The sequence below is a fragment of the Mesorhizobium sp. M7A.F.Ca.US.002.01.1.1 genome (assembly GCF_004022955.1).
GTDB lineage: Bacteria > Pseudomonadota > Alphaproteobacteria > Rhizobiales > Rhizobiaceae > Mesorhizobium > Mesorhizobium ciceri.
In genome coordinates, this window is sequence record NZ_RZQE01000586.1 from 1 (window position 1) to 3,176 (window position 3,176).

Annotated in this window: 4 protein-coding genes; 2 read left to right on the forward strand and 2 right to left on the reverse strand. The window is 64.3% G+C overall.

All coding sequences use genetic code 11. From position 1 onward, the window contains the following. Positions 1–321: 321 nt before the first annotated feature. Positions 322–756 carry a hypothetical protein gene (locus tag EN932_RS32385; protein ID WP_027162534.1) on the forward strand — a complete coding sequence of 145 codons (435 nt, stop codon included), beginning with the start codon at positions 322–324 and terminating at the stop codon, positions 754–756. Between the two features lie 75 nt (positions 757–831). Here the strand turns inward: EN932_RS32385 and EN932_RS32390 are convergent, their stop codons facing one another. After that, positions 832–1,185, reverse strand: a complete 354-nt coding sequence (locus tag EN932_RS32390; protein ID WP_063169204.1) for a DUF1304 domain-containing protein — start codon at positions 1,183–1,185, stop codon at positions 832–834. 140 nt (positions 1,186–1,325) lie between these two features. On the opposite strand from EN932_RS32390, the gene EN932_RS32395 reads away from it, so the two are divergent. Continuing rightward, positions 1,326–2,813, forward strand: coding sequence for a carboxypeptidase M32 (locus tag EN932_RS32395; RefSeq protein WP_013529120.1), 1,488 nt, complete (start codon positions 1,326–1,328; stop codon positions 2,811–2,813). Positions 2,814–2,840: 27 nt separating this feature from the next. Here EN932_RS32395 and EN932_RS32400 read toward each other — a convergent pair. After that, positions 2,841–3,176: ATP-binding cassette domain-containing protein (locus tag EN932_RS32400; RefSeq protein WP_128369375.1), on the reverse strand; the 336-nt coding region annotated here is incomplete at its 5' end.

The following is a 3,176-nucleotide window of genomic DNA, read 5'->3' on the forward strand; positions in this document are numbered from 1 at the left end:
GTTCCAGCCGCTCGATCCCGCCGACACCGAAGAGGCGCGCAACAAGAACCGCCGTATTGAACTGAAGCTCACCGAACGTTGATCGAAAATCACGCGAACTTGTTCGCCGGTTCAACCCTAGGGCGCAGATGGAGGCGGGCAAGGCCTGAAAAGATTATCTTTTTTTAATTACACATTGTCGCAGGGCGGTCCTAGCCTGCCGCCCGGGCCGAGAACCGCCGGCGATGAATCCCCCCTCATCGCGACGCGACGGAACCGGACGGCCCAAGGCTGGAAGGCAGGCGGACAACCGCCGCCTCCCTCTACAAGAGGAGACGCGTGATGCGCTCTTTCACTCCCAAGACCTCGCTTAGAACTGCAACACTCACGGCGCTCCTCATCGCCGTTCCGCTTGCCGGCGCCTATGCCGCGGGCCATCACAAGGGCGCTCTCGACGCGACCGATCCAACCGATATGACTGGCCCGCGTGTCGAGGCGCTTATCCAACAGGTGCAGGGCGTCCGGCAGGGCATCGTGGACGCAAGACAGGCCAACAACATCACCCCGGCTGTGGCGGAACGCCTGGAAATGCGCACGGCCCACATCAGTCAGGCGGCAGAGAAAGTCGCCGCCTCCGATCACGGCAGGATACCGGCCGCGCAATACCATGATCTGCTGCGCCGTCTCGACAATGTCGACCAGCGGCTGATGATCGACACCGGCAGCGGCTTCATGATCGGCGACGGCGCCGACGGCGGCAATTACCCGAACGGCTGAGGCCATAGCGCCCGAAACGGTCCAAGAGGAAGGAACCGCCTGGCGCCTTCGAGAGCGATCCCGCGGGCGTCCTTTTTACCAGCCGAGCAATACCGCGATCAGGGCGATCACCGCCGGCACGGTCTGGATGAACAGGATCTTGCGCCCGACCGTTGCCGCGCCATAGAGGCCGGCAATGGCCACGCAAGCCAGAAAGAAGACCTTGACCTGGAACCCGGCCGCACCAAGGTATAGCCCCCAGATCAACCCGGCGGCGAGGAACCCGTTATAAAGTCCCTGATTGGCCGCGAGCACTTTCGAGGCACTGGCGAATTCCGGGGTCAGGTTGAAAGCCTTGTGCCCGCGCGGCGTGTCCCACAGCACCATCTCCAGATAGACGATGTAGGCATGGATCAAGGCCACCAGCCCGACCAGGATGTTGCCGATCATTTTTTCCCCCTTGATGTGTTGCCGGCAGCATTTCATGCGCGGCCTCGCCTGCGCAAGGTGCATTTGCCGGACGGCATCCGAGGGTTGCCAACGCTTTTGCGTTGGTGTCTTTTCGCGCCGTCCCAATCACGGAAGTCGCCATGTCCTTTCAGAAACTCGACGACCTCGGTCACAAGCTCGAAGCGCTCGAGCATGCGCTGGCCATCCTCGGTGCCGATGAGGCCACGCACATGGCCGTCGGCGGCGGCGAGAAGCGTGCCGAGGCGATGTCGGCACTGGCCGGCATGTATCACACCAGGGCAACGGCGCCCGAGATAGCAGACTGGATCGCCGCGGCCGAACAGGAAGCGCTGGGGGAGGAGCAGCGCGCCGCCGTCTCGGAACTGCGGCGGCAATACACCAACCTGACCTGCCTGCCGGTCGAATTCGTCGAACGCCAGACGACCGCGCGCATGCGTTGCGAGCAGCTGTGGCGCGGCCTGCGCGCCAAGAACGACTGGGCAGGCTTCCAGCCGGCGCTGGAAGGCGTCGTGGCGCTGGTGCGCGAGGAGGCGGCGCTGCGTGCCGATGTGCTCGGCCTGGCCCCCTATGACGCGCTGATGGAGCAGTACGACCCCGGCAACCGCACCGCCGACATCACGCCTGTGTTCAGCGACCTGAAGGCTTTTCTGAAAAGTTTCGTGCCGGAGGCGCTGGCGATCCAGGACGCACGGCAGCGCAAGCGCCCGCTGAAGCCGCTTTCGGGCACCTATGCGATCGATCGGCAGCGCGAGCTCGGCCTTGCCATGATGACGGCAGTCGGCTTCGACCTGACGCATGGGTCGCTGTCGGTGTCGCACCACCCTTTCTGCGGCGGCGTGCCGAGCGACGTGCGTATCACCACCCGCTACAAGACGTCCGACTTCCTGTCGGCGCTGATGGGCGTGCTGCACGAGACCGGCCATGCGCTCTACGAACAGAACCTGCCCAAGGCATGGTCGCACTGGCCGCTCGGCAAAGCGCGCGGCATGGCCGTGCATGAAAGCCAGAGCCTGTTCGTCGAGAAGCAGCTAGGCCGCAACCCGGCCTTCTGGCGCTGGGCGCTGCCAGTGGTTGAAAAGCATCTCGGCGAAGCCTGGTCGCTCGACGACATCCTGCCGCACGTGCATCGCGTCGGACGCGGCCTGATCCGGGTCGATGCCGACGAGGTGACCTATCCCCTGCATGTCATCCTGCGCTACGAACTGGAACAGGAACTCGTCTCGGGCCGGCTGGAGGTGGCCGATCTGCCCGAAGCCTGGGACGCCAAGATGCGCGACTACCTCGGCCTTTCCACCATCGACAACCCAGCCGACGGGCCAATGCAGGACGTGCATTGGCCCGGGGCAGCTTTCGGCTACTTCCCCTCCTACACGCTGGGCGCGATGATGGCAGCACAGCAATGGGCGGCGCTGACGCGGGAGCATCCTGCCGCCGACGAGGATCTCGCCAAAGGCAATTTCGAGGCGATCAACGACTGGCGCCGCCAAAAAATCTGGTCACAGGGGTCACGCTGGTCGACGCCGGACCTGCTCGAACGCGCCACAGGCGAAAAGCTCAACGCCACCTATTTCGTGAACCATCTGAAACAGCGCTATGGAGCCGCATAGCGGCTGTCGCCACAGCGCCAGATCTGCCTATTCCGCCGCGCCCCTGAAAGCACTGGCGCCGGTTTCGAACTGCAGCTTGGCCAGCCGTGCATAGATGCCGCCCTTGGCGACAAGGCTTTGATGCGTGCCTTCCTCGACGATCGAGCCCCCATCCATGACCAGGATCCTGTCGGCCTTCAGCACCGTTGCCAGGCGGTGGGCGATGACGATCGTGGTGCGGCTCTGCATCAGCCGTTCCAATGCCGTCTGCACCAGCGTTTCGCTTTCGGCGTCGAGTGCCGAGGTGGCCTCGTCGAGCAACAGGATCGGCGCGTCGCGCAAGATGGCACGGGCGATCGCAACCCGCTGGCGCTGACCCTGTCT